The organism is Pseudomonas sp. BIOMIG1BAC (assembly GCF_001705995.2).
GTDB lineage: Bacteria > Pseudomonadota > Gammaproteobacteria > Pseudomonadales > Pseudomonadaceae > Aquipseudomonas > Aquipseudomonas sessilinigenes.
Genome location: NZ_CP049045.1, coordinates 3,196,715 through 3,219,154, shown reverse-complemented (window position 1 = coordinate 3,219,154; position 22,440 = coordinate 3,196,715). Strand labels below are relative to the sequence as shown.

The window sequence follows — 22,440 nt, the reverse complement described above, 5'->3', positions numbered from 1 at the left end:
GACTCCAGCCGATTCCGCACAAGCCGGAGCGTCACTCCATGCCGGTCTTGACCATTGCCAGTTCCAGATGGCTGACCAGCTTGTCGATGTGCAGGTCCGGGTCGTCGAACCAGACCTCGGTCAGCACCCGGTAGTGCTCCATGTCACGGCAACGCATGCGCAGGCTGTAATCGAAAGCGCCGCTGATCAAGCGGCACTCCAGCACCTGGGGGCAGCCCCGGACCTTGGCCTCGAAGGCTTTTTGCGCCGCTCGCCCACTCTGGTTGGAGAGCGCTACCAACACCAGCAGCGACAATCCCGGAGTCAGTTTTTTCTCGTCGAGGATCGCCCCGTACCCGCGAATCACCCCCAATTGTTCCAGCTTGCGCACCCGCTCCAGGCACGGCCTGGGCGTGAGGTGCACGCGCTCGGAGAGTTTCTGATAGGTGATGCGCCCTTCATGGCGCAGCACTTCGATAATGGCCTGGTCGATACGATCAAGCACGATCGCCAGGTCGCGGATGTCCGCCATGGATGTTCTCCCTCACTTCAAACGGCCGGATAAAAACTGCTGCAAACGTTCACTCTGTGGCTGGTCGAGGATCGCGGCGCTGCCCTGCTCCTCTACCTTGCCTTGATGCAAGAACAACACCTGGCTCGACACCTGCCGGGCGAACCCCATTTCATGGGTCACCATGAGCATGGTCCGCCCCTCCTCGGCCAAGGCCTGGATCACCTTGAGCACCTCGCCGACCAGTTCCGGGTCCAGCGCCGAGGTCGGTTCGTCGAACAGCAGGATCTGCGGCTCCACTGCCAGCGCACGGGCGATGGCCACCCGTTGCTGCTGGCCCCCGGAGAGAAACGCCGGGTACTGCTCGGCCACTCGCTGGGCCAGGCCGACCTTGTCCAGATACGCCCGGGCGCTGGCCTCGGCCTCCTTGCGGCTGCTGCCCAGCACCCGGCAGGGTGCCAGCATGATGTTCTCCAGCACGCTCAGGTGGCTCCACAGGTTGAAGTGCTGGAACACCATGGCCAGGCGAGTACGCAGGCGTTGCAATTGCGCCGGGTCGGCCACCTGCATGCCGCCGGGGGCATCCCGGGTGACGATGGTCTCGCCATCCAGGGCAAAGGCACCGGCGTCGGCACGCTCCAGGAAGTTGATACAGCGCAGCATGGTGCTCTTGCCCGAGCCACTGGCGCCGATCATGCTCACCACATCACCAGCCCGAGCTTTCAACGAGACGCCCTTGAGCACCTCGTTGTCACCAAAACGCTTGTAGAGATTTTCAACGGTCAATTTGTACATCTAGGGCTCCTGGAGCATCAGCCGCAGGCGACGCTCTGGATCAAGGGATAGACGAATGGGCTCAGTGGGCCGGGCCGAGAAAACCCAGCCAGCGGCGTTCTGCCAGGCGGAAGGCGCCGACCAGGGCGAACGACAACCCCAGGTACAGCAGCCCGGCGATGCCGAATGCCTGGAAGGTCAAGAACGTCGCGGCATTGGCATCGCGCGCCACCTTGAGGATGTCCGGGATGGTGGCGGTGAACGCCACTGAGGTGGCATGCAGCATCAGGATCACTTCGTTGCTGTAGTACGGCAGCGCCCGGCGCAGGGCCGACGGCAGGATCAGCCGCCAGTACAGCCGCCAGCCGCTGAGCCCATAGGCGTGGGCGGCCTCGATCTCGCCATAGGGAATGCTGCGGATGGCCCCGGCGAAGATCTCCACCGTGTAGGCGCAGGTATTGAGGGTGAAGGCCAGCAAGGTGCAATTCATGGCATCGCGGAAAAAAGCTTCCAGCAATGGCTGCTCGCGGATCGCCGCCACGCCGTAGAGGCCGCTGTAGCAGATCAGTAGCTGGATATACAACGGCGTGCCGCGAAACACATAGGTGAACAGTTGCACCGGCCAGCGCAGCAACGCCCAGTGGCTGGTCCGCAGGATCGCCAGGGGCAGCGACAGGACGAAACCCATCGCCAGGCTCGCCACCAGTAGCCACAAGGTCATGGCCAGGCCGGTCAGGCTCTCGCCGTCGCTGAAAAGAAACGCACGCCAGTATTCCTGGATCAGTTCGATCATCGCGACAGCCCTCGCACACCCTGGTTATAGCGACGCTCCAACAGGCGCAGCAACTGGTTCGAGGCACTGGTGATCAGCAGGTACAAGGCCGCGGCCAGCAGCAGAAAATCCAGCAGGTTGAACGTGCTCTTGCCGGCCTCCTGGGCCACCTTGACCAGGTCCGCCAGGCCGATGATCGAGACCAGCGCAGTGGCCTTGAGCAGCACCAGCCAGTTATTGCCCAGGCTGGGCAAGGCAAAGCGCATCATCTGTGGGAAGACCACGAAGCGAAAGCGTTGCCAGCGACTCAGGCCAAAGGCCGCAGCCGCCTCCTGCTGGCCCCGGGGCACGCTGACCATCGCCCCGCGAAAGGTCTCGGTGAAATAGGCGCCGTAGATGAATCCCAGGGTGATGATCCCTGCCACGAACGGGTCGATCTCCATGTAGGGCCACTCCAGCCACTCGGTCAGGGCGGTGAGCCAGCCCTGCAGGCTGTAGAAGATCAACAACATCAGGACCAGGTCCGGCACCCCGCGAATCAACGTGGTGTAGCAGGTGGCCGGCAGGTTCAGCAGGCGCAGTGGAGACAACTTGGCCGCCGCGCCCGCAAGCCCGAGGAGCATGCTGACCAGCAATGCCAGCAGCGAGAGTTTCAGGGTCGTCCAGGTACCGTGCAGCAACAGCGGTCCGTAGCCTTGCAAGACCGTCGGGTCCAGGCCAATCAGAGACAGTAGGGTATTCACGCCAGTCACCTTGCGCTCGCCATGGCTCGGCCTGGAACCGACTGTTGCAGTCCCGGGCCGGACCTTGGATCAGTTGTTGTAGAGGTCGAGGTCGCCGAAATACTTGCGCTGGATCTGGGCGTAGATGCCCTTCTCGTGCAGCGCCTGGATCGCGCCATTGAGCATGGCCTTGAGCTCGTCCTGATCCTTGCGCAAGCCGATGGCGATCTGCGAAGGCACCAGCGGGTCGCTGATTCCCACGCTATTTTCGAAGTCCGCGCCCTGGGGCGAGGCGAGGAAACTCATCTGCGCCTGCAACTTGTCCTGGATCGAGGCGTCAAGGCGCCCGTAGACCAGGTCGGCGTACACCTGGTCCTGATTCTGGTAGGCACGCAGCTTGACCCCCGCCGGCCCGAGCCGGGCCTTGGCGTAGGTCTCCTGGACGGTGCCTTGCATGTAGCCCAGGGTCTTGCCCTTCAACGACTCGCCGGTGGGTTCCAGCCCCGAGCCCTTGCGCGTGACGATGGCCGTGGGGCCGGCATAGAGCCGGTCGCTGAAGTCGATCTGCTTGCGCCGCGCGTCGGTCACGGTCATCGACGACTCGATGGCGTCGAACTTGCCTGCCTTGAGCGCCGGGATCAGGCCATCGAAATCATTGCTGATCCATACGCACTTGAGCTTGAGTTCGGCGCAGATGGCATTGCCCAGATCGACACCGAAGCCCTGTACCCCGCCATCGGCGGTACTCGACTCGAAGGGTGGGTAGCTTGGGTTGACGCCAAAGCGCAGTTCCTTCCATTCCTTGGCGCTGGCGCCCAGGCAGGTGCACGCGAGCGCCAGTAACGGCGCGGCCAGCCATTTCTTATTCATCTTCAGAGTCCCGGATTATTTGGATTTATAGCGGCCCGGCGTAAAACCGGGCCCCACTTGTGACAGGGGCAGAGAGTGTGTGCGGGGTCGCCGCAATCGGGTTCTTGGCGTTATCGCCGAGGCCTGGCGCACCGCGCCGGGTTCGTCCTGGTCGCCACGAGCTACGCTGCAACCGAGCGCCAGAATGCCAATAGCGAATGCCACGCAGGTGTCGTAACGGGCACCTGAAACAGCCGGGATCGGCTGATAACCGTCATTTCACAGCCGATTCTGTCGCAGGCCTTCTAGCTCGGGGATCAGCGCGCTTGAGGGGCTGGTGCCGACGTTCACCCACCCATGCAAAAATGCACAGCCAACCTGCAGCTTTCACGGTTGAATTCGGCAAATTTGCACTGTTACGATCCGACGATGCTCGCGCGCGAGTTTCATATAAAGAACAATAAAAGCAGGGAGTTAGTGATGACTGCTCAGGTTCCATCCCAGACGGCACGGGACCTCGATACCCCTCAGGACGAGGTGCTGATCGAGGTACGCAATCATATCGGCCATCTGACCCTAAACCGCCCCGCCGGCCTCAACGCTATCACCCTGTCCATGGTGCGCACCTTGCAGCGCCAACTGGATGCCTGGGCCCTGGACCCGAAGATCCATGCCGTGGTCTTGCGCGGCGCGGGTGAAAAGGCCTTCTGCGCCGGTGGCGACATCCGCTCGTTGTACGACAGCTACAAGAATGCCGGCACCTTGCACGAAGCGTTTTTCGTCGAGGAATACGCCCTGGACCTGGCTATCCACCATTACCGCAAGCCGGTCCTGGCACTGATGGACGGCTTCGTCCTCGGTGGCGGCATGGGCCTGGTGCAAGGCGCCGACCTGCGGGTGGTCACCGAGCGCAGTCGCCTGGCGATGCCGGAAGTGGCCATCGGCTATTTCCCCGATGTCGGCGGCAGCTACTTCCTGTCGCGGGTTCCGGGTGAGCTGGGCACCTACCTCGGGGTCAGCGGCGTGCAGATCCGCGCGGCCGACGCGCTGTATTGCGGCCTGGCCGACTGGTACCTGGAAAGCGACAAGCTGGCACTGCTGGATCAGCGCCTGGACCGCTTGCAATGGGGCCAGTCACCGCTCAAGGACCTGCAGGGCCTGCTGGCCAGGCTCGGGGTCCAGGCCCTGGCCGATGCGCCATTGCAGGCGCTGCGCCCGGCCATCGATCACTTCTTCGCCCAGCCAGACGTGCCCGGCATCGTCGAGCAATTGCGCAGCGTGACCGTGGCCGACAGCCATGAGTGGGCCCAGGCTACCGCCGACCTGCTGGAAACCCGCTCGCCCCTGGCCATGGCCGTGACCCTGGAGATGCTGCGCCAGGGCCGCCAACTGAGCCTGGAGCAGTGCTTCGCCCTGGAGCTGCACCTGGACCGGCAGTGGTTCGAACGCGGCGACCTGATGGAAGGCGTACGCGCCCTGATCATCGACAAAGACAAGACCCCGCACTGGAACCCACCGACCCTGGCGGCCCTCGAGGCCGAACGGGTGGCGAGCTTCTTCAGCGGTTTTGACGGCAGCGGGAGCTGAACTCATGCACGATATCGAACTGACCGAAGAACAAGTGATGATCCGCGACATGGCCCGGGATTTCGCCCGTGGCGAGATCGCGCCCCATGCCCAGGCCTGGGAAAAGGCCGGCTGGATCGACGACGCCCTGGTCCGCAAGATGGGTGAGCTGGGCCTGTTGGGCATGGTGGTTCCCGAGCAATGGGGCGGCAGCTACCTGGACTACGTGGCCTACGCCCTGGCCGTGGAAGAGATCGCCGCTGGCGACGGTGCCACCGGCGCCCTGATGAGCATCCACAACTCGGTGGGTTGCGGGCCGATCCTCAACTACGGCAGCGAAGAGCAGAAACAGGCCTGGCTGCCACGCCTGGCCAGTGGCGAAGCCATCGGCTGCTTCTGCCTGACCGAGCCCCAGGCCGGCTCCGAGGCCCACAACCTCAAGACCCGCGCCGAACTGCGCGACGGCCAGTGGGTGATCAACGGCGCCAAGCAGTTCGTCAGCAATGGCAAGCGGGCGCAGTTGGCCATCGTCTTCGCCGTGACCGATCCGGAGTTGGGCAAGAAAGGCCTGTCGGCGTTCCTGGTGCCCACCGACACCCCGGGTTTCATCGTCGACCGCACCGAACACAAGATGGGCATCCGCGCCTCCGATACCTGCGCCGTGACCCTCAACCAATGCAGCGTGCCGGCCGCCAACCTGCTGGGCGAACGGGGCAAGGGCCTGGCCATCGCCCTGTCCAACCTCGAGGGCGGGCGCATCGGCATCGCCGCCCAGGCCCTGGGGATCGCGCGGGCCGCCTTCGAAGCGTCCCTGGCCTATGCCCGCGATCGGGTGCAGTTCGGCAAACCGATCATCGAGCACCAGAGCATCGCCAACCTGTTGGCGGACATGCACACCCGGATCAACGCCGCGCGCCTGTTGATCCTGCACGCCGCCCGCTTGCGCAGCGCCGGCCAGCCCTGCCTGTCCGAAGCCTCCCAGGCCAAGCTGTTCGCCTCGGAGATGGCCGAGAAGGTCTGCTCCTCGGCCATGCAGATCCACGGCGGTTATGGCTACCTTGAGGACTACCCGGTGGAGCGCTACTACCGTGACGCAAGGATCACCCAGATCTACGAGGGCTCCAGCGAGATCCAGCGCATGCTGATCGCCCGTGAGTTGAAGCACTACCTGGTTTGATCGAGTAAAAGCATCGCGGGCAGCCGCGTCCTACAGGAACGTCATTTTCATGTAGGAGCGGGGCTTGCCCGCAATAGCCTTCTTGAAGACACAAAAAAATCGCAGCCCAGGCTGCGATTTTTTTATAGCCGCAAACCGCCTCAGCGATCCTTGAACTGCGGCTCGCGCTTGGCGATAAAGGCCGCCATGCCTTCCTTTTGGTCCTGGGTAGCGAAAGCGGCATGGAACACCCGGCGCTCGAAGCGCACGCCTTCGGACAGGCTGACCTCGAAGGCGCGGTTCACGCTTTCCTTGATCATCATGCTCACCGGTACCGACTTGCCGGCAATCAGTGCGGCGACCTTCAGGGCTTCGTCCACCAACTCGTCGGCCGGCACGATACGCGCGACGATGCCGCAACGCTCGGCCTCCACCGCATCGATGAAACGCCCGGTCAGGCACATTTCCATGGCCTTGGCCTTGCCCACGGCGCGGGTCAGGCGCTGGGTGCCGCCCATGCCCGGCAGCACGCCGAGGTTGATTTCCGGCTGACCGAACTTGGCGTTGTCACCGGCCAGGATGAAGTCGCACATCAGCGCCAGTTCGCAACCGCCCCCCAAGGCAAAGCCATTGACCGCGGCGATGATCGGCTTGCGCCGGTTGGCCACTCGGTCGCTGTCGCTGAACAGGTCGTCGAGATAGATCTGCGGATAGCTCAGCTCAGCCATTTCCTTGATGTCGGCGCCGGCAGCGAAGGCTTTCTTCGAGCCGGTGATGACGATGCAGCCGATTTGCGGATCGGCTTCCAGGCGATCCAGGGCCTGGTTGATCTCGCCGACGATCTGCGCGTTGAGCGCGTTCAAGGCTTGGGGGCGGTTGAGGGTGATCAGGCCGACCCGGTCCTTGATATCCAACAGAATGGTTTCGTAGCTCATGAATCAGCTCCTGCTAAAAGTCAGAGATTGCGCGAAATGACCATGCGCTGAATGTCGCTGGTGCCTTCATAGATCTGGCAGATCCGTACGTCACGGTAGATCCGCTCCAGCGGGAAGTCGCTCAAGTAGCCATAGCCGCCCAGGGTTTGCAAGGCCGCAGAACAGACCTTCTCGGCCATCTCCGAGGCGAACAGCTTGGCCATCGAGGCCTCGACCAGGGCCGGCTTGCCACTGTCGCGCAGTGCTGCGGCGTATTGCACCATCTGCCGCGCCACGGCGATCTGGGTGGCCATGTCCGCCAGGCGGAAAGCCACGGCCTGGTGCTCGATGATCGGCTTGCCGAAAGTCTCGCGCTCACGGGCATAGTCGCGCGCCGCCTCGAATGCGGCCCGGGCCATGCCCACCGATTGCGAGGCAATGCCCACGCGGCCACCTTCGAGGTTGGCCAGGGCGATCTTGTAGCCCTCGCCCTCCTCGCCCAGGCGGTTGGCCACGGGCACCTTCACGTCCTCGAAGAGGATCTGGCAGGTATCGGAAGCATGCTGGCCGAGCTTGTCCTCGATCCGCGCGACCTTATAGCCCGGGGCGTCGGTAGGCACGATGAACGCGCTGATACCGCGCTTGCCCGCCGCCGGATCGGTGACCGCGAAAACGATCACCACCCCGGCGTTCTGCCCCGAGGTGATGAACTGCTTGCAGCCATTGAGCACATAGTGGTCGCCATCGCGGCGGGCCCGGGTCTTCAGGCTACTGGCATCGGAGCCGGCCTGGGGCTCGGTCAGGGCGAAGGCCCCGAGCATGCTGCCGCTGGCCAGGGGCTTGAGGAAACGTTCCTTTTGCTCATCGTTGCCAAACTTGAGGATCGGCACGCAACCCACCGAGTTGTGCACGCTCATGATGGTGGAACAGGCGCCATCACCGGCGGCGATTTCCTCCAGGGCCATGGCATAGGCCTGGTAACCGGTGTCGCAACCGCCCCACTGCTCGGGCACCAGCATGCCGAAGAAGCCCAGTTCGGCCATCTCGGCAATGGCTTCCTTGGGAAAGCGATGCTCGCGATCCCAGTCGGCGGCAAAAGGCTTTAGGCGCTCCTGGGCAAATTGCCGGGCCGCGTCGCTGATCTGCAGTTGTTCGTCATTGGGCAACATCGCGATTCCTCGTTACAGGCATTCAACAGCCATGGCCGTGGCTTCGCCACCACCGATGCAGATCGCAGCCACGCCACGCTTGAGGCCTTTCTGGCGCAGGGCCGACAGCAGGGTCACCAGGATCCGCGCCCCCGAGGCGCCGATCGGATGGCCCAGGGCGCAGGCGCCGCCATGGACGTTGACCTTGTCATGGGGGATTTCCAGCTTGTTCATGGTCACCAGGCTGACCACGGCGAAGGCCTCGTTGATCTCGAACAGGTCCACGTCATCCAGGGACCAGCCGGTTTTCTTCATCAGGCGCTCGATAGCACCGACCGGAGCCACGGGAAACAGGCTCGGCGTATCGGCGAAGGCCGCATGGCCATGAATCACGGCCAGTGGCTTGAGCCCGCGCTTGGTGGCTTCGGAACGGCGCATCAGGACCAGCGCCGCGGCACCGTCGGAAATCGAACTGGAGTTGGCGGCCGTCACAGTGCCGCCTTCACGGAAGGCCGGCTTGAGACCGGCGATCTTGTCCAGCTTGGCCTTGGGGGGTTGCTCGTCGTCGCTGATCAGCCGGGTTTCCTTGCCGATCGTCACTTGTACGGGAACGATCTCATCCTTGAACAGGCCATCCTTGATCGCCTGCTGGGCTCGGGTCAGCGAGGCCACGGCAAAGGCATCCTGGGCTTCACGGGTCAGGCCGTTGGTCTCGGCGCAGTCCTCGGCGAAAGTCCCCATCAAGCGCCCCTTGTCGTAGGCATCTTCCAGGCCGTCGAGGAACATGTGGTCCAGCACCTTGCCATGGCCCATGCGGTAGCCGGCACGGGCGCGATCCAGGAGATAGGGCGCGTTGGACATGCTTTCCATGCCACCGGCGACGACCACTTCGGCGCTGCCGGCCAGCAGCGTGTCATGGGCCAGGATGGCCGCCTCCATGCCCGAACCGCACATTTTGTTCAGGGTGGTGCAACGGGTGCCCTTGTCCAGGCCGGCTCCCAGGGCCGCCTGGCGTGCAGGCGCCTGGCCGAGGCCGGCCGGCAGCACGCAGCCGAACAGCACTTCTTGCACCGCATCGCTGGCAATCCCGGCGCGCTGCACTGCGGCACGAATGGCTTGCGCTCCCAGTTGCGGGGCGCTGAGCCCTTTCAACTCGCCCTGGAAACCACCCATCGGGGTGCGGGCGGCACTGACAATGACAATCGGATCTTGGTTAATGGACATGATGCTGACTCCTTACTTGGCGGCCATGCGCAAGGCGCCGTCGAGACGGATCACCTCACCATTGAGCATGCTGTTTTCAATGATATGCCGCACCAGCGCGGCGTACTCGACGGGTTTGCCCAGGCGTGGCGGGAACGGTACGCCGGCGGCCAGGGAGGCCCGGACCTCATCGCTCATGCCAGCCATCATCGGCGTCTCGAAGATGCCTGGGGCAATGGTCATCACGCGGATGCCGAAACGTGCCAGCTCGCGGGCCACCGGCAGGGTCAGGCTGGCCACCGCGCCCTTGGAGGCGGCATAGGCGGCCTGGCCGATCTGCCCGTCGAAGGCCGCGATGGAGGCGGTGTTGATGATGACCCCACGCTCGCCATCGGCGTCGGCCTGGCCTTCGGCGATGGCCGCGGCCGCCAGGCGCATGAGGTTGAAGCTGCCGATCAGGTTGACGTTGATCACCTGGGCGAAGGTGGCCAGGGCATGGGGACCGTTCTTGCCGAGAATCTTCTCGCCGCGCACGATGCCCGCGCAGTTGACCAGGCCATCGAGCCCGCCAAAGGCCTTCACCGCCGCCTGGACTGCCGCTTCGGCAGCCGCCTCCTGGCTGATATCGGCGACCACGCTCTGGCAACCCAACTGCTGCGCCTTGGCCGCCACGGCCTCGGCGTTGAGATCCACCAGCATTACCTTGGCGCCGGCGGCTACCAGCATTTCAGCGCTGGCGGCACCAAGGCCCGACGCACCGCCACTGACGAGAAAAACCTTGTTCTGAATCTGCATCGTTCAAACCCTGTTCACGCGTTGACTGTTGCCGCCGCGGCCTCTTGAGCCTTGGCGATTTCCTGGTTGCGCAAGATAAAGCGCTGCAATTTGCCACTGGGGGTCTTGGGCAAGTCGCTGACAAACTCGATTTCCCTCGGGTAGGAATGGGCCGCCAGGCGCTTGCGCACATGCTGGCGCAGCTCCTCGGCCAATTCCGGAGTGGCGCGGTACTGCTCGCTGAGCACCACGAAGGCCTTGACCAGCTCGGTACGCTCCGGATCGGGCTTGCCCACCACCGCCGCCTCGATCACCGCCGGGTGCTCCACCAGGGCACTTTCCACGTCGAACGGACCGACCCGGTAGCCGGAGGTGGTAATCACGTCGTCGCTGCGCCCGACGAAGCTGATGCTGCCGTCCTGGTTCAACTCCACGGTATCGCCGCTCAGGTAGTAATCACCAACGAAGGCCTTGGTCGGTGCCCCGGCGTAACCGGCGAACCAGCACATCGGCGATTGCCGACGGTCGATGGCCAGGATTCCCGGCTGGCCGACACCCAGCTCGCGATATTCCTCGTCGAGCACCACGATGCGATGGCCCGGCGAGGCGAAACCGGCGGTGCCAACATGCACCGGGTGCTCAAGGCCATGGTGGTTGCACAGCACCATGCCCAGTTCGGTCTGGCCGTAGTGATCGTGGATCACCACCTCCAACTGCTCGGCAAACCAGCGGATGACCTCGGGGTTGAGCGGCTCGCCGGCACTACTGACGATGCGCAGGCGGCCCTTGATCGAGCGGGCGAACTGATCGCCGCCGGCAATCAGCAAGCGGTAGGCGGTTGGCGACCCGGTGAGGTTGGTGATGCCGTATTTGTTGATCACCCGGCAAGTGCTTTCCAGGGTGAAGGGGCCATCGTAGAACGTGATCGGGTGACCCAGGCCCAACGGCCCGGTGACACCGAAGTAGATACCGTAGGCCCAGCCCGGATCGGCGACGTTCCAGAACGCGTCCTCGGGCCGCAGGTCCACGGCATCGCGGGTATAGCTCTGGAAGGCGACCATGGCCTTGAGCGGCACTTGCAGCGCCTTGGACGGGCCGGTAGTGCCCGAGGTGAACATCAGCAGGAAGGGATCTTCGCCACTGAGCAGCACAGGTTCGCAACGGGCCGGATACTGCTCCAGTTCGGCCCAGAAGCTGAAATCGCCCCGTACGATGCCCTGCCCCTTGGCACCCGCCACGGTGACTACCGTTGGGCACCCGGCAACCTCGGCGAGCTTGGGCCGGTTGATGGCGTCGGTGACCACCACCTTGGCAGCGGAACTGTTGACCCGGTGCTCGATGGCCTTGGGGCCGAAGGCCGTGAACAGGGGCTGGTACACCGCGCCAATGCGCCAGGTGGCCAGGACCGTGATCAATAACTCGACGTTGCGTGGCAAGAGGCCGGCGACCTTGTCGCCCTTGCCCACGCCCTGGGCCAGGAGGAAGTTGGCCAGGCGTCCGGCCTTGTCTTGCAGATCGGTGAAGGTGTAGCTGGCGCTGTTGCCGTCTCGCCCCTCCCAGAACAACGCGATGCGCCCAGGCAGCGCATGCCGGTCACAGCACTCGACACAGGCGTTGAGCGCCGACAGCGAGCCGGCCAGGGTGGCATCGACAGTGTGCTGGTAGTTGAAGTTTTCGGTGGCGGACAGGTAATCGCGCATTGCCAGAAGCCCTCGTTGTTTTTATTGGGGAACCTCATGAAAATCAGTGAAATACTGGCGCCAGAGCCTTGGCCGGACAATGGTCAAAGCTGTCAACCTGCGTGACCGGTTTGGCCAAGATCAGGCCGGGTCGTTGAGAATCAGGCTGCGATAGTGCCCGGGATTGGAGCCGGACCACTTGCGAAACGCCTTGTAGAACGAACTGGTATCGGCAAAGCCCAGGCGCTCGGCGATCTGCGCGAAGCTGATCTGCGGTTCCGCCAGCCAGACGATGGCCAGCTCCTTGCGCACGCTGTCCTTCAGCGCCTGGTAGCTCTGGCCCTCCTCGGCCAGGCGGCGGCGCAGGGTCGAGGCCGAAATGCACAGGCTCTGGGCCAGGCTTTCGCTTTCCGGCCACTGCTCTGCCGGTAGCTGGCGCAACTGCTGCTTGATCCGGCTGGCCAGGCTCTGCGGATCGCGGTACTTGACCAGGATGTTGGCCGGGGCCTGGGCCAGGAACCGCTTGAGCTCCTCCTTGCTGCGCTTGATGGGCAGGTCCAGGCAGTCGGCGGCGATGATCATCCGCGTGCGGGGTCGGTCAAAGCGCAGGTTGTCGGAGAACATCACCCGGTAGTCATCGCAGAACTCCGGCTGCGGGCAACGCAATTCGATGGCCAGGATCGGAATCCGCCGCCCTGCCAGCCAGCACGCCACGCCGTGAACGATCATCCAGTAGGTGAAATAGGTAAACGCCCGGCGCGGAGGCTGCTCGTCCTCGGCCAGGACGATTTCCGCCAGGCTTTGCTGGCGTACCAGTTGCGCGCCCAGGTGTTCGAGCATCAGTGAAAGAAACTCCAGCACCGAATCCAGGCCTTGAGCCAGGGTCGGCTGGGCCATGGCCGAACGACAGAGAAACGCCAGGCTGCCGGACTTGAGCTTGCGCGGGTCCATGCCGAAGAACTCATCGTCCAGGCGCCGTGCCAGCAAGCGCCAGAGTCGCGCATAGGCGTTGGCCGGAACCCTCCCCGCGCCTAACTGCACGTCGAGCGGATCGATGCCGACCTTGTGCAGCACTTCTTCGGTGGCCACGCCAGGCGCGCAGCTTTGCAACAAGGCTTCGCGCACCAGTTGCAGGGAGATGGTGTCTTTTTCCGACATCGTTACCAACGGTTTCCGGGACAAAGGAGGAGCTACGACGGCCATCTTAGGCAGTGACCGGGAAAAAGCCAGTGGACCTTGGGCTGATGTACCTGGCCATTGCATGGACGGCAATGGCGGGTCGAAAACATCGCGGCGATCGCCTGCCATCACCGATATCATGCATGACCCGGCGCCCCGAACCCGGCCCCTGCCAACCGCTGCGTGAGCGCCATCGACAGCATCTGGCCCCTTGAAGAGCGAATGACTATGTATCTGGTATGCGGTGAAGCGCTGTTCGATGTTTTTAGCGTGGACGAAGCCGGTGCTCCGGCCAATAAAGTGGCGTTCCAGGCGATTGCCGGTGGCTCGCCGTTCAATGTGGCGGTAGGCCTGCGCCGCCTGGGCATCGATGTGGCCCTGCTCGCCGGACTGTCCCGGGACTACCTGGGCCAGCGCTTGCGGCGGGTACTGGAGGAGGAAGGCGTGGACACCCGCCACCTGCGCGAATTCACGGCCCCTACCACCCTGGCCATGGTGGCGGTGGGCAGCGATGGCTCGCCACACTACAGCTTTCGTGGCGAAGGCTGTGCCGACCGACAATTGCTGACAGAACACCTGCCGGAACTGGACGACCTGGTACGCGGGCTGCACGTGGGCTCGTTTGCCCTGGTGGTGCAACCGATCGCCGATACCCTGCTGGCCCTGGTGCGTCGCGAACGGGGGCGGCGTCTGATCAGCCTCGACCCCAATGTGCGACTCGGCCCGCAGCCGGATATCCAATTGTGGCGCCAACGCATCGATGAACTGGCCGGGCACGCCGACCTGATCAAGGTCAGCGATGAGGACCTGGAGCAGCTGTATCCCGGGCAGGCGCCCGAGACACTGATCCAGGGCTGGTTGCAAGGCAGTGCCAAGCTGGTGTTCCTGACCCGCGGCAGCCAGGGCGCGACGGTGTTCAGCCAGCACCACGGCCACTGGTCGGTCGCGACACCCCAAGTGCAGGTAGCCGACACCGTGGGCGCCGGCGATACCTTTCAGGCGGCGCTGATCGCCTGGTTGACCGAGCAGGGGCTGGACTCGCCCCTGGGTCTTGCGCAGCTGGGGCGCGAACAGATCGACGCCCTGCTGCGCTTCGCCGTCAACGCCGCAGCGCTGACCTGCACCCGCACCGGGCCGGACCTGCCCTACCGGCATCAACTGGTGTAATGCGCCGTGTAGCCGCTGCCGCGGGCTGCTTGCGACCGCGCAAGCGGGTCAAGACAAGGCCCTGCGGGCCTTCGTGCAGCCTCGCCACAGGCTCGACAGCGGCTACAGGGCAGCGCTACGTCAGAAGATCGAGAAGTTGTAGCTGACGATCAGGCGGGTTTCGTCCATGTCGCGGGCGATCTTCTGGTAGTTGCTACGGTAGGTGGCGTTACGCAGGCGCAGGCTGACGTCCTTGAAGGCGCCGCTCTGCACCACGTACTTGAGTTCGCTGTCACGCTCCCATTCCCGACCTTCGCGCAGGCTGCCCGGGACCTTGATGTTGTCACCACTGACGTAGCGGGTCAGGAAGCTCAGGCCGTTGATGCCCACGGCCTTGAAGTCGTAGTCATAGCGCAGTTGCCAGGAACGCTCCTGGATCGCCGCGAAGTCGTTGACCTGTACATAGTTCACCAGGTACGGGTTGCTGCCATCCAGGTACGGCATCGAGTTCTCGCCGTACATGCGCTGCCAACCGGCGCTGAACACGTGCCCACCCAGGCCGTAGCTGAGCATGGTGCTCAGGGCCCGGTGGTCGATGCTACCGGCACGGGCACTGCCGCTGTCGTCGCTCTTGATCAGGCGCAGGTCACCCTTGAGCACGCCAGGCCCCAAGGGCTGGTTGGCCAGCAAGCCGATGAAGTGCTGGCGGTAGATGTCCTCCAGCTCGGCGTAATGGTATTGGCCACTAAGGCGGTCGCTGAACTTGTAGTCCACGCCATAGTTATCGAAATGATCCGCCGTGGTGTTGCAGGCATAGCGCTTGTTCTTGCAGTGCACGCGGATGTCCTGGGAGTCCGTGGAATCCCGGGCGGTGTAGCGATTCAGGCGCGCCGCCGTCAGGGTCAGGTCCTTGACCTCCTTGGAGGTCAGCACCGCACCGTTGAACATGGTGGGCAGCAGGCGGCCATCGTTGTATTAACCCGGCAATCAAATACACCAAATCATGCTGCGTAGGCGATACGTGGATGCCGGAAATAAGAACGGATTCTTTGAGGGCGTAATTGCAATCGTCTCATGACCGAGCGAACACGCCTTTCCAGTTCGTCCTGATTACGCGCCGGCAAGCCCGTGCGAACCTGATGTTTCAAATCACAATTCAAATACTCGTCAGGGTTCAACTCCGGGGCGTAGGCCGGCAAGAAGAACAGTTCGATTTGCTCTTTGCGGTCGCCAACCCAGGCGCTCACCTTTTTGCTGTGGTGTACGCGCAGGTTGTCGAGAATCAGGAACACCTTGCGGCCCTGAGCATCGCGAATCAGGCGACTCAGGAAGCGAATCAGCACTGGGGCTGTCAGCGTTTCCCGATACAGCATGAAGCGCAGTTTGCCCCGATTGGTCACGGTGGAAATCATGTTGGTGGAAAAACGACTGCCGCTGACCAGGCGCACCGGCGTTTCGCCAATAGGGGCGTAGCTGCGGCCAGCATGGCTGTCACTGCGCATACCGGTTTCGTCGCCCCACTGAATCTCACCATTCTCAGCCCTGGCCCGCTGTGCGATGCGTGGATATTCATTATCCAGCCAGTGCTGAACCACTTCAGGTTTCTGCTGATAAGCCCGATGCAGTGGGCGCTGCGGGGTGTAGCCCCAACGCTTGAGGTATTCACCAACCGTTCGAACCGGCATGAGAAAACCACAGCGCTGGCGGATCAGTTCTCGCACCGCATCACGCGTCCAGAGCGCAAAGCCGAGCTTGAGTTGGTCGGGCATCTTATCGGTCATCAAGGTGCGAATCAGCACTTCCTGGCTGGAGCTCAAACTGCGGCGATCACCCTGGCGCACACCACGCTGGCCGCCGGCAATGGCAGCCTTTTCGCCTTTATGTTCTGCGACCTGCGCCCAGTGAGCAATAGTGCGGGGGTGAACACCAACCGCTTCGCCAATAGCCTTGTAGGTGTAACCCTGCTCACGCATGCGTAGGGCCGTGGAGCGCTTTTCACGTTGTTCTTGGGGGCTGAGTTTACGGGCATCTATTTTCATGGAGACAGATTATCTAATATGCCCTATTTATTTGCCAGGTTAATACTTGAGCAGCGGCAGGTCCGGCAGTTGCGCACCGTATTTGAATACGGTCTGCGATACCCGCACCTTGGCGGTCAAGCCCAGCTTGGCGTACTGGTCGGCCGAGCCCCGCGGGTCATGCCCGCTGGATGGCAGCAGGCCGCTGTTGCTGCGGTCCGGGCTGGAGTCGAGCTTGAGCCCGAGCATGCCCAAGGCATCCAGGCCAAAACCTACGGTGCCTTCGGTATAGCCCGACTGCAGATTGAGAATGAAGCCCTGGGCGGATTCTTCACGCTTGGAGGCACCCTGGGCATTGCTGGTATGGCCGTCACGAAAGTCCCGATTGAAATAGACCGTGCGCGATTCGAGCTTGGCGCTGCTGTCCTCGATAAAGCCGGCGCCAGTGGCCAACGGTGTAAAACCCGCGCACAGGACAGCGGCTCCGAGGCCCAGGAGCGGGCACGGATTGAGTAAAGGAAAAGGGGGACGCATGAACAGGCTCCAGCAGAAAATCAGTGACGCGAGGCAGAAAAGACCCAGGAGAAATCCATCCGGCAAATTAAACATCACCGGTTGAATTGATTGAATCAATGAAGACCGGAAATGATGGCAGATCGCCCGCCTTTGCCCTACCCGACTTTAGTCTGACTCCAGCGCTCACGTTCGACACCTCCAGCCAGCATCGAGCTGATCAATTCCGAGACTTTTTCACTGCCCTGGAAAGCGCCTCAAAAAACTGTCTCATCGCTCAGAAACACTCTCTAGATCGTTCTTTTTTGTAGGCTGGTAGCAAAGAAGCATCAAACTTTTGTCGAAAATACCTACCGTTCGTCGGATTTTTAGCGAACCCAACAAACAAATACAAGTATTTGACGCTTTTCATTATGGCCATCATTAATAACTGTAACGCTATGTTTTAAAAGGGTTTTATTTGTATCTAAAAAATAAATAGAGAGGCTGTGTCATTTATGTAACGCCAAAAAACGTCAATTAAACGTCTTTACCTTGTGGTAGTGTCAAAAAAAGAGCGCAATGAAGGCCATGTGCCACATGCCTTTTTTCAGAAGGTGAGCCACGCCCTCACCCAACACTCATCATGGACGAGGTCGTTCCCTTGGAAGTCAGCGTTTTTGGTACTGGCTATGTTGGCCTGGTGCAAGCGGTTGCATTGGCCGATGTTGGGCATAACGTGGTGTGTGTCGATATCGACAGCCACAAGATCGCCCAACTGCAGCGCGCCATTCCACCGATTCACGAACCGGGCCTGGCGGCCCTGATCGAAGAGAATCAGAAGGCCGGCCGCCTGCATTTCACCACTCAGCCCAGCGATGCCGTAGGCCATGGCCAGGTGATCTTCATCGCCGTGGGTACCCCCTCCAATGAAGATGGCTCGGCGGACCTCGATCATGTCCTGGCCGTTGCACGAAACATCGCCTGCCTCATGTACAGCGACAAGACCCTGGTCATCAAGTCCACAGTGCCTGTGGGCACCGCGGACCTGGTGGTCGAGACCGTGGCCGAGCAACTGGCGGACCTGGGCAAGTCCGAGCTGCGGGTCCACGTGGTCTCCAACCCGGAGTTCCTCAAGGAAGGCTCGGCGGTCGCCGATTGCATGCGTCCGGACCGGATCATCATCGGTTGCGCCCATGAACTGCCTCGCCAGCAATTGAGCGAGCTCTACGCTCCGTTCAATCACAACCACGACCGACTGATGTTCATGGATAACCGCAGTGCCGAGCTGGTCAAGTACGCGGCCAATGCCATGCTCGCCACCCGCATCAGCTTCATGAACGAGATGGCCAACCTGGCCGAGCGGCTGGGAGTGGATATCAACGCGGTACGCAAAGGCATCGGCGCCGACCCACGTATCGGCTATCACTTCATCTACCCGGGCGCCGGTTTTGGCGGCTCGTGCTTCCCCAAGGATCTGCGGGCGCTGATCCACACCGCGCAAAGCCATGGCCTGGAACCGCAGATGCTCAAGACCGTGCGCGACGTCAACGAGCAGCAGCGTCATGTGCTGTTTCGCAAGCTCAAGGCGCACCTGGGGGACAACCTCCAGGGCAAGGTCATCGCCCTGTGGGGGCTGGCATTCAAGCCCAACACCGACGACATGCGCGAAGCCACCAGCCGCTACCTGATGGAAGCGCTGTGGGAAGCCGGGGCCAAGGTCCATGCCTATGACCCCGAGGCCATGACCGAGTGCCGGCGCCTGTATGGCTACCGCGATGACCTGCAACTGTGCGCGACCCGCGACGACACTTTGCAAGGCGCCGACGCGCTGGTGATCTGCACCGAGTGGAAGGCCTTTCGCGTGGTGGACTTCAAGCTGCTGCGCGAGAAGCTCAACGATCGCCTGATCGTCGATGGCCGCAATCTCTACAACCCGCAACAGGCAGCGGACGCTGGTCTGCACTACCTGAGCATCGGCCTGCCTTACCGCGTACCTGGGGCACTTTGCGCATGAATATCCTGATTACCGGGGCCGCCGGGTTCATCGGCGCCCATACCGCACTGCGTTTGCTCAAGGATGGGCATCAGGTCACCGGACTGGATAATTTCAACGATTACTACGACCCCCAGCTCAAGCACGATCGGGTGCGCTGGGTGGAACAGCAAGTGGGGCATTTCCCGCTGCAACGCCTGGACCTGGCCGACAGCGAGGGCCTGGATCGGCTGTTCGCCGAGGTCCGCCCACAGGTGGTGATCAACCTCGCCGCCCAGGCCGGGGTGCGTTATTCCCTGGAGAATCCCAAGGCCTACCTGGACAGCAATCTGGGCGGTTTTCTCAACCTGCTGGAGATGTGCCGGCGCTACCCCGTGCAGCACCTGGTCTATGCCTCCTCCAGTTCGGTGTATGGGGCCAACCAGCAAACCCCATATCGGGTCAGCGACAACGTCGATCACCCGCTCTCGCTGTACGCGGCCAGCAAGAAAGCCAACGAGCTGATGGCCCACAGCTACGCCCACCTGTTCGGCGTGCCGGCCACCGGCCTGCGCTTCTTCACCGTCTATGGCCCCTGGGGTCGACCGGACATGTCGCCGATTCTGTTCGCCGACGCGATCAGCCAGGGGCATCCGCTGAAACTGTTCAATTACGGCATGCACCAGCGCGACTTCACCTATATCGACGACATCGTCGAATCCCTGGTGCGCCTACTGGGCAAACCACCAGCCCGCGACCCGCTGTGGGACCGCGAGCAACCGGACCCCTCCACCAGCATGGCCCCCTGGCGCCTGTTCAACATCGGCGGCCAGCGCCCCGTGCACCTTAAGGACTATGTGGCCGCCCTGGAGAAACTCCTTGGCCGCCAGGCCCAGGTCGAGTACCTGCCACTGCAACCGGGAGATGTGCTCAACACCTGCGCCGATGTCAGCGCCCTGGAGAACCTCACCGGCTTCGGGCCCCAGGTTCCCCTGGAAGACGGGCTCAGGGATTTCGTGCAGTGGTACCTGCGCTACTACCAAGGCCGGACGTCCTGAGCGGCCTGCGTGCCCTGAGCGTTCCCCCAATTCTTTTGCAATGGAAATACTTCCGGTGGATATGGACAGACCCCTCTCATCGCCCGCAAGCGATGCGCCCACGCGCATCGATCGGCGCAACGACCCGTTCCGACGCAAGGTCCAGGCTGCCATCGACCTGCAACACCATGGCTGGATCACTGGCCGCGATGGCGGCCGGCCCTGGACCTTGTCACGCAGCAAGCGACTGACCTCGGCAGTACTGGCAGCGCTGCTGCTGGTGGCACTGTCGCCGGTGCTTTTGGTGGTTGCCCTGACAATCAAGCTCACCAGCCCAGGGCCGGTGTTCTTCGTCCAGTTGCGTACGGGTTTTCGTGGCCGACGCTTCGGCATGTACAAGTTCCGCACCATGGTGGTCAACGCCGAGGCCCTCAAGGATTCGGTGCGCCACCTGAACAAGCACGGCCCGGACTCGGTGGACTTCAAGATCGATCGCGATCCGCGGATCACCGGGATCGGCGGCTTCCTGCGTCGTACCAGCCTCGACGAACTACCGAACCTGATCAATGTGGTGCTTGGCCAGATGCGCATCGTCGGCCCACGCCCAACCTCGTTCCACGCCCAGACCTACAAGGAACACCACCTGGGTCGCCTGAGCATCTACCCGGGCATCACCGGCCTGTGGCAGGTCTCCGGGCGCAGCGACGTGGATTTCGACGGCCGGGTGACCCTCGACATGACCTACATCTTCCAGCAGAGCCCCTGGCTCGACCTGAAGATCCTGATCAAAACCCCTTTCAAGGTCCTCAATGGCCACGGAGCAAGTTGAAATGGCGGCAGCAACCTTTGCCAGTCTGAAAATCCAGCCCCCCAGTGAAAGCAACCTGGCAGTGACCGTGCTCGACCAGGAACTGCGCGTGATCCTGTTGACCGCGGCCAACCGCAACAGTGGCGTCACCAGCAGCAGCCTGAGCATGGCCAGTGAGCTGGCACGCACCAGCCGGGGCCGAGTACTGCTGGTGGATACCAGCCTGGGCGAGCAAAGCCTGACCCGGCGCCTGGGCCTGGACCAGCAACCGGGTTTTCTCGACCTGGCCCTGGCCAGTACCCCACCGCAGTTGAGTAGCTGCATTCATGACAGCCAGGAGCAGGACTTCGACTTCCTGCCCCTGGGTCGGCGCCAGCAGTACGCCGAACGCCTGACGCCCGAGCAGTTGCGCGACCTGCTGCAACTCCTGGCCGGGCAATACCGCTTCGTGATCATCGATGGCGACCCGGTGTACAGCAGTGGCGACATCCTCACCCTGAGTACCCAGGTCGATGGCGTGGTGCTGGTGGTGCGCAGCGAGGAAACCCGCTGGGAAGTGGCCCAGGCCGCGGCGCAACGGTTGATCCAGGCCGAAGCGAAGCTGATCGGCAGCGTGTTCAACGCCCGCAAGTACTACATGCCCAAGTGGGTTTACGACCGCCTCTGACCGGTACAAGGACCGTGTAACCATGAACAAGCCAAGACTCTCCCTGCTGAGCCTGTCACTGCTGCTGGCGGCCCTGGGTGGTTGCGCCGATCGCGAGCCACAGCACATGCCGGTACAGATCCTCAGCGCCCCGGCCGATCAGGCCCAGCTCACCGAAGTCATGCCCATCGAACAGGTGTTGCGTCCCCAGGACGTGCTGGACGTGATCTTCCATATCGGCACCACCAGCCAGACCCGCTACCTGGTGCAACCGGGCGACCAGGTCGATGTGACCTTCATCAGCGCGCCGGAGCTTGGGGGCAACAAGCTGGTACTGCCCGATGGCAGCATCGACATGCCCTATATCGGCAATATCCAGGTCGCCGGGCTCTCCGCCGAACAGGCGCGCCAGGCCCTGCAAGCGCAGTACGCCAAGGTGTTGAAGAAGCCCCAGATCACTTTCTCGATCTCCCACGCCATGGCCCAGCTGGACAACCTGCGTACGAGCCTGACCAACCCGGCCACTGGCTTGAGTCGCGAAATCGTGGTGGGCTCCGATGGCCGCGCCAGCTTCCCGCTGCTGGGCAGCCTGTCCTTGCAGGGCAAGAGCCTGAGCGAGCTGCAAACCCTGATCAACCAGCGCTACGCCAAGGAAGTCGGTGCGGTGAGCGTCGACGTACTGCTCAAGACCACCGCCGCCAACGAGGTCTTCGTCATGGGTGAAGTCGGCCAGCCGGGCGCTTACCCGGTACGCCGGCCGATTTCGGTGCTCGAGGCCCTGACCCTGGCCAAGGGCGCCGGCCCCACCGCGCGCCTGGACTCGGTGGTGATCCTGCGGCGCAAGGGCAGCGAGGTCGAGGCCCGGGTCTACGACGCCGACGCGGCGCTGGATGGCAAGGCCCTGCAGTTCGCCTACCTGCAGCCGGACGACATGCTCTACGTGCCCAAGACCCGCCTGGCCAAGGCCGGTGCACTGAGCAAGCAGTTGGCGGACGTGATCATGTTCCAGGGCGTCGGATTCAGCTTCGGCTATCGCGTCGACAACAAAGAATCGAACAACTCGAATAGCTCCAGCAAATAGTGAGTCCACTC

General features: G+C 62.8%; 20 protein-coding genes and 2 pseudogenes. 8 read left to right on the top strand and 14 right to left on the bottom strand.

The window, feature by feature from the left end; all coding sequences use genetic code 11:
• Positions 1 to 31 precede the first annotated feature (31 nt).
• From ATY02_RS15340 to ATY02_RS15320, 5 genes are all read right to left on the bottom strand, one after another.
• A complete protein-coding gene (locus tag ATY02_RS15340) occupies positions 32 to 511 on the bottom strand; it encodes an Lrp/AsnC family transcriptional regulator (RefSeq protein WP_068575886.1) in 480 nt (159 codons plus the stop codon).
• 12 nt (positions 512 to 523) lie between these two features.
• Entirely contained in the window at positions 524 to 1,285 is a 762-nt protein-coding gene (locus ATY02_RS15335) for an ABC transporter ATP-binding protein (protein WP_068575888.1), read from the bottom strand.
• A 61-nt stretch (positions 1,286 to 1,346) separates the two neighbouring features.
• On the bottom strand, positions 1,347 to 2,057 hold the full coding sequence (locus ATY02_RS15330; RefSeq protein WP_068575890.1) for an ABC transporter permease: 711 nt from the start codon (positions 2,055 to 2,057) through the stop codon (positions 1,347 to 1,349).
• Complete coding sequence (locus ATY02_RS15325) at positions 2,054 to 2,779, bottom strand: ABC transporter permease (protein WP_068575892.1); 726 nt, start codon at positions 2,777 to 2,779, stop codon at positions 2,054 to 2,056. The genes ATY02_RS15330 and ATY02_RS15325 overlap by 4 nt, the downstream gene beginning before the upstream one ends.
• Positions 2,780 to 2,848: 69 nt before the next feature.
• Positions 2,849 to 3,628, bottom strand: coding sequence for a transporter substrate-binding domain-containing protein (locus tag ATY02_RS15320; RefSeq protein ID WP_068575894.1), 780 nt, complete (start codon positions 3,626 to 3,628; stop codon positions 2,849 to 2,851).
• A gap of 459 nt (positions 3,629 to 4,087) precedes the next feature.
• Between ATY02_RS15320 and ATY02_RS15315 the strand changes: the two genes are divergently transcribed.
• Complete coding sequence (locus tag ATY02_RS15315) at positions 4,088 to 5,194, top strand: enoyl-CoA hydratase/isomerase family protein (protein WP_068575896.1); 1,107 nt, start codon at positions 4,088 to 4,090, stop codon at positions 5,192 to 5,194.
• A gap of 4 nt (positions 5,195 to 5,198) precedes the next feature.
• Complete coding sequence (locus tag ATY02_RS15310) at positions 5,199 to 6,350, top strand: acyl-CoA dehydrogenase family protein (RefSeq protein WP_068575898.1); 1,152 nt, start codon at positions 5,199 to 5,201, stop codon at positions 6,348 to 6,350.
• Between the two features lie 140 nt (positions 6,351 to 6,490).
• On the opposite strand, the gene ATY02_RS15305 is transcribed toward ATY02_RS15310, so the two are convergent.
• The 6 genes from ATY02_RS15305 to ATY02_RS15280 form a co-directional block, all read right to left on the bottom strand.
• Positions 6,491 to 7,264 carry an enoyl-CoA hydratase gene (locus tag ATY02_RS15305; protein ID WP_068575900.1) on the bottom strand — a complete coding sequence of 258 codons (774 nt, stop codon included), beginning with the start codon at positions 7,262 to 7,264 and terminating at the stop codon, positions 6,491 to 6,493.
• 20 nt (positions 7,265 to 7,284) lie between these two features.
• Positions 7,285 to 8,412, bottom strand: coding sequence for an acyl-CoA dehydrogenase (locus ATY02_RS15300; RefSeq protein WP_068575902.1), 1,128 nt, complete (start codon positions 8,410 to 8,412; stop codon positions 7,285 to 7,287).
• 12 nt (positions 8,413 to 8,424) lie between these two features.
• The gene (locus ATY02_RS15295) at positions 8,425 to 9,615 is read right to left on the bottom strand and encodes an acetyl-CoA C-acyltransferase (protein WP_068575904.1); all 1,191 of its coding nucleotides are present in this window, start codon (positions 9,613 to 9,615) and stop codon (positions 8,425 to 8,427) included.
• 12 nt (positions 9,616 to 9,627) lie between these two features.
• A complete protein-coding gene (locus ATY02_RS15290) occupies positions 9,628 to 10,389 on the bottom strand; it encodes an SDR family NAD(P)-dependent oxidoreductase (RefSeq protein ID WP_068575906.1) in 762 nt (253 codons plus the stop codon).
• 14 nt (positions 10,390 to 10,403) lie between these two features.
• Entirely contained in the window at positions 10,404 to 12,068 is a 1,665-nt protein-coding gene (locus tag ATY02_RS15285; RefSeq protein WP_068575908.1) for an AMP-binding protein, read from the bottom strand.
• A gap of 120 nt (positions 12,069 to 12,188) precedes the next feature.
• Positions 12,189 to 13,205: an AraC family transcriptional regulator gene (locus ATY02_RS15280; protein WP_068575911.1), complete on the bottom strand. Its 1,017-nt coding sequence runs from the start codon at positions 13,203 to 13,205 to the stop codon at positions 12,189 to 12,191.
• 249 nt (positions 13,206 to 13,454) lie between these two features.
• Between ATY02_RS15280 and ATY02_RS15275 the strand changes: the two genes are divergently transcribed.
• Positions 13,455 to 14,393: a carbohydrate kinase family protein gene (locus ATY02_RS15275; RefSeq protein ID WP_068575913.1), complete on the top strand. Its 939-nt coding sequence runs from the start codon at positions 13,455 to 13,457 to the stop codon at positions 14,391 to 14,393.
• 120 nt (positions 14,394 to 14,513) lie between these two features.
• Here ATY02_RS15275 and ATY02_RS15270 read toward each other — a convergent pair.
• From ATY02_RS15270 to ATY02_RS15260, 3 genes and pseudogenes are all read right to left on the bottom strand, one after another.
• Positions 14,514 to 15,347 (bottom strand): annotated as a pseudogene (locus tag ATY02_RS15270) (OprD family outer membrane porin); the annotation flags it as partial.
• Positions 15,348 to 15,373: 26 nt separating this feature from the next.
• Positions 15,374 to 16,411, bottom strand: a complete 1,038-nt coding sequence (locus ATY02_RS15265; protein ID WP_011911785.1) for an IS630-like element ISPa47 family transposase — start codon at positions 16,409 to 16,411, stop codon at positions 15,374 to 15,376.
• Positions 16,412 to 16,453: 42 nt separating this feature from the next.
• Positions 16,454 to 16,924, bottom strand: a pseudogene (locus ATY02_RS15260) (OprD family outer membrane porin); the annotation flags it as partial.
• 622 nt (positions 16,925 to 17,546) lie between these two features.
• On the opposite strand from ATY02_RS15260, the gene ATY02_RS15255 reads away from it, so the two are divergent.
• The 5 genes from ATY02_RS15255 (at position 17,547) to ATY02_RS15235 (ending at position 22,429) form a co-directional block, all read left to right on the top strand.
• On the top strand, positions 17,547 to 18,899 hold the full coding sequence (locus tag ATY02_RS15255; protein WP_068586670.1) for a UDP-glucose dehydrogenase family protein: 1,353 nt from the start codon (positions 17,547 to 17,549) through the stop codon (positions 18,897 to 18,899).
• On the top strand, positions 18,896 to 19,915 hold the full coding sequence (locus tag ATY02_RS15250; RefSeq protein WP_068586445.1) for an NAD-dependent epimerase: 1,020 nt from the start codon (positions 18,896 to 18,898) through the stop codon (positions 19,913 to 19,915). The genes ATY02_RS15255 and ATY02_RS15250 overlap by 4 nt, the downstream gene beginning before the upstream one ends.
• A 61-nt stretch (positions 19,916 to 19,976) precedes the next feature.
• Positions 19,977 to 20,723, top strand: coding sequence for a sugar transferase (locus ATY02_RS15245; RefSeq protein WP_068586448.1), 747 nt, complete (start codon positions 19,977 to 19,979; stop codon positions 20,721 to 20,723).
• A gap of 1 nt (position 20,724) precedes the next feature.
• Positions 20,725 to 21,369, top strand: coding sequence for a CpsD/CapB family tyrosine-protein kinase (locus ATY02_RS15240; protein ID WP_068586451.1), 645 nt, complete (start codon positions 20,725 to 20,727; stop codon positions 21,367 to 21,369).
• 22 nt (positions 21,370 to 21,391) lie between these two features.
• Positions 21,392 to 22,429 (top strand): polysaccharide biosynthesis/export family protein, encoded by a 1,038-nt coding sequence (locus tag ATY02_RS15235; protein WP_068586454.1) that lies wholly within the window; start codon positions 21,392 to 21,394, stop codon positions 22,427 to 22,429.
• Positions 22,430 to 22,440 lie beyond the last annotated feature (11 nt).

What these genes read in the sequence shown, in the direction of transcription:
- ATY02_RS15310 (WP_068575898.1), top strand. Translation starts at nt 5,199, where the DNA reads ATGCACGATATCGAACTGACCGAAGAACAAGTGATGATCCGCGACATG.
- ATY02_RS15290 (WP_068575906.1), bottom strand. Translation starts at nt 10,389, where the DNA reads ATGCAGATTCAGAACAAGGTTTTTCTCGTCAGTGGCGGTGCGTCGGGC.
- ATY02_RS15250 (WP_068586445.1), top strand. Translation starts at nt 18,896, where the DNA reads ATGAATATCCTGATTACCGGGGCCGCCGGGTTCATCGGCGCCCATACC.
- ATY02_RS15285 (WP_068575908.1), bottom strand. Translation starts at nt 12,068, where the DNA reads ATGCGCGATTACCTGTCCGCCACCGAAAACTTCAACTACCAGCACACT.
- ATY02_RS15265 (WP_011911785.1), bottom strand. Translation starts at nt 16,411, where the DNA reads ATGAAAATAGATGCCCGTAAACTCAGCCCCCAAGAACAACGTGAAAAG.
- ATY02_RS15340 (WP_068575886.1), bottom strand. Translation starts at nt 511, where the DNA reads ATGGCGGACATCCGCGACCTGGCGATCGTGCTTGATCGTATCGACCAG.
- ATY02_RS15320 (WP_068575894.1), bottom strand. Translation starts at nt 3,628, where the DNA reads ATGAATAAGAAATGGCTGGCCGCGCCGTTACTGGCGCTCGCGTGCACC.
- ATY02_RS15305 (WP_068575900.1), bottom strand. Translation starts at nt 7,264, where the DNA reads ATGAGCTACGAAACCATTCTGTTGGATATCAAGGACCGGGTCGGCCTG.
- ATY02_RS15335 (WP_068575888.1), bottom strand. Translation starts at nt 1,285, where the DNA reads ATGTACAAATTGACCGTTGAAAATCTCTACAAGCGTTTTGGTGACAAC.
- ATY02_RS15275 (WP_068575913.1), top strand. Translation starts at nt 13,455, where the DNA reads ATGTATCTGGTATGCGGTGAAGCGCTGTTCGATGTTTTTAGCGTGGAC.
- ATY02_RS15240 (WP_068586451.1), top strand. Translation starts at nt 20,725, where the DNA reads ATGGCGGCAGCAACCTTTGCCAGTCTGAAAATCCAGCCCCCCAGTGAA.
- ATY02_RS15280 (WP_068575911.1), bottom strand. Translation starts at nt 13,205, where the DNA reads ATGTCGGAAAAAGACACCATCTCCCTGCAACTGGTGCGCGAAGCCTTG.
- ATY02_RS15330 (WP_068575890.1), bottom strand. Translation starts at nt 2,057, where the DNA reads ATGATCGAACTGATCCAGGAATACTGGCGTGCGTTTCTTTTCAGCGAC.
- ATY02_RS15235 (WP_068586454.1), top strand. Translation starts at nt 21,392, where the DNA reads ATGAACAAGCCAAGACTCTCCCTGCTGAGCCTGTCACTGCTGCTGGCG.
- ATY02_RS15315 (WP_068575896.1), top strand. Translation starts at nt 4,088, where the DNA reads ATGACTGCTCAGGTTCCATCCCAGACGGCACGGGACCTCGATACCCCT.
- ATY02_RS15245 (WP_068586448.1), top strand. Translation starts at nt 19,977, where the DNA reads ATGGACAGACCCCTCTCATCGCCCGCAAGCGATGCGCCCACGCGCATC.
- ATY02_RS15295 (WP_068575904.1), bottom strand. Translation starts at nt 9,615, where the DNA reads ATGTCCATTAACCAAGATCCGATTGTCATTGTCAGTGCCGCCCGCACC.
- ATY02_RS15300 (WP_068575902.1), bottom strand. Translation starts at nt 8,412, where the DNA reads ATGTTGCCCAATGACGAACAACTGCAGATCAGCGACGCGGCCCGGCAA.